General features: G+C 75.4%; 1 protein-coding gene. It reads right to left on the minus strand.

Features of this window, described 5'->3' with window-relative positions; all coding sequences use genetic code 11:
* A partial coding sequence (locus tag HO151_RS01120; RefSeq protein ID WP_173894275.1) for a beta-ketoacyl synthase N-terminal-like domain-containing protein occupies nt 1-1,993 on the minus strand: 1,993 nt, incomplete at both ends.

Consider the following 1,993-nt stretch of genomic DNA (forward strand, 5'->3'; position numbering starts at 1 on the left):
TCGCGGTCCTGGCCGTAGGTGGCCAGGAGGGCCTGTGCCTCGATGGGGTCGCCCAGTGCCGTGCCCGTGCCGTGCGCCTCCACCGCGTCCACGTCGGCCGGTGTCAGCCCGGCCTGCGTCAACGCCCGCCGGATCACCCGTTGTTGGGAGGGGCCGTTGGGGGCGGTGTGGCCGTTGGAGGCGCCGTCCTGGTTGACGGCCGAGCCGCGTACCACCGCCAGGACCCGGTGGCCCAGCCGTTGCGCGTCCGACAGGCGCTCCACCAGCAGCACGCCCACGCCCTCTGCCCAGCCGGTGCCGTCCGCCGCCGCGGCGAAGGACTTGCAGCGGCCGTCCGGAGCCAGGCCCCGTTGCCGGGAGAACTCCACGAACGACTCGGGTCCGGACATCACCGTCACGCCGCCGGCGAGCGCCATCGAGCACTCCCCGGCCCGCAGCGCCTGGGCGGCCAGGTGCAGGGCGACCAGCGACGACGAGCACGCCGTGTCCACCGTCACCGCGGGGCCCTCGAAGCCGAGTACGTAGGACACGCGGCCCGACGCCACGCTGGCGGTCGTCCCGGTCATGAGGTGGCCTTCGAGATCGCCGGTGGCGCCGGCGGCGTAGCCCTGGTGCATCATTCCGGTGAAGACGCCGACGTCCTTGCCGTGCAGGGCGGTGGGGTCGATGCCGGCCCGTTCGAACGCCTCCCAGGACGTTTCGAGGAGCAGCCGCTGCTGCGGGTCCATGGCCAGGGCCTCGCGCGGGGAGATGCCGAAGAAGGCCGCGTCGAAGTCGCCCGCGTCGCGCAGGAAACCGCCCTCGCGGACGTAGCTGGTGCCGGGGTGGTCGGGGTCCGGGTCGAAGAGGCGGTCCAGGTCCCAGCCCCGGTCCGTCGGGAAGGGCCCCGTGCCCTCGCCGCCGGCCCGTACCAGCTCCCACAGGTCCTCCGGGGAGGCGACACCGCCCGGCAGCCGGCAGGCCATGCCCACGATGACGACGGGGTCGTCGGCCGTGCGCGGGAGCGGGGCGGGGGCGGTCGGGGCGGTGCCGGCCGGGGTGGTGCCGCCGGACAGTTCACGGCGCAGCAGACCGGCCAGGGCCTGCGGGGTGGGGTGGTCGAAGGCGGAGGTGGCGGGGAGGCGGAGTCCGGTGGCCTCGGTGAGGCGGTTGCGCAGTTCGACCACGGTGACCGAGGTCAGGCCCAGGTCGGTGAAGGGGCGTCCGGGCTGGACGGCCTGCCTGCCGGTCAGGCCGAGCAGGTCGGCGAGCTGGTCGCGGACCAGGTCGGTGAGGAGCTGGTCGCGGTCGGCGTCCGGAACGTCGGCGAGGCGCTCGCGCAGGGCGTTCGTGACGGCCTCGTCCGCGGTGGCGGTCCGGGCCGGCACATCGAGCAGGTCGTGCAGGAGCGGCGAGCCGGGAGCGGCGGACGGGTCGAGCTTCATCACGACGAGCTGGGCGTCGTCCACGGTGAGGGCGGTGTCCAGGGCGGCCATCGCCTGCTGCTCGGTCAGCGCACCACTCGTCACGCCGCCCGTCGCACCGCTCGCCGTGTCGCCCTCGCCCTCCCAGGGGCCCCAGGCGAGGGACCGGGCCGGGACGCCCTGGACGCGCAGGTTCTGGGCGTAGGCGTCGAGGAAGGCGGCCGAAGCGGCCTCGGTGGTCTCACCGGCCGCGCCCAGCAGACCCTTGGTCGAGGAGGACAGCACGAAGGCGGAGAGGGCGGCGTCGCGGGTGAGGTCGTGCAGGGTGCGGACCTCGGCGGCCACGCGGGTCTCGGAGGGCTCGTCCACGGCGTCCCAGGCGTGGACGACCAGGGTCAGGGGAGAGGGGGCCTTGGCCAGCGCCCGCCTGAGTTTCGCGCGGTCGTCGAGGTCGGCCTCCGCGAGCCGGACCTCCGTGCCCCGCCGGGTGAGCCAGGCGCGCAGGCCGGCCACTCCGGCGCCCTGTCCGGGCGGGGTGATCAGCAGCAGGCTGCGGGCGCCGTGGGCGGTGGCGAGGTGGCGGGCGATCG

Source organism: Streptomyces sp. 8P21H-1, assembly GCF_013302945.1.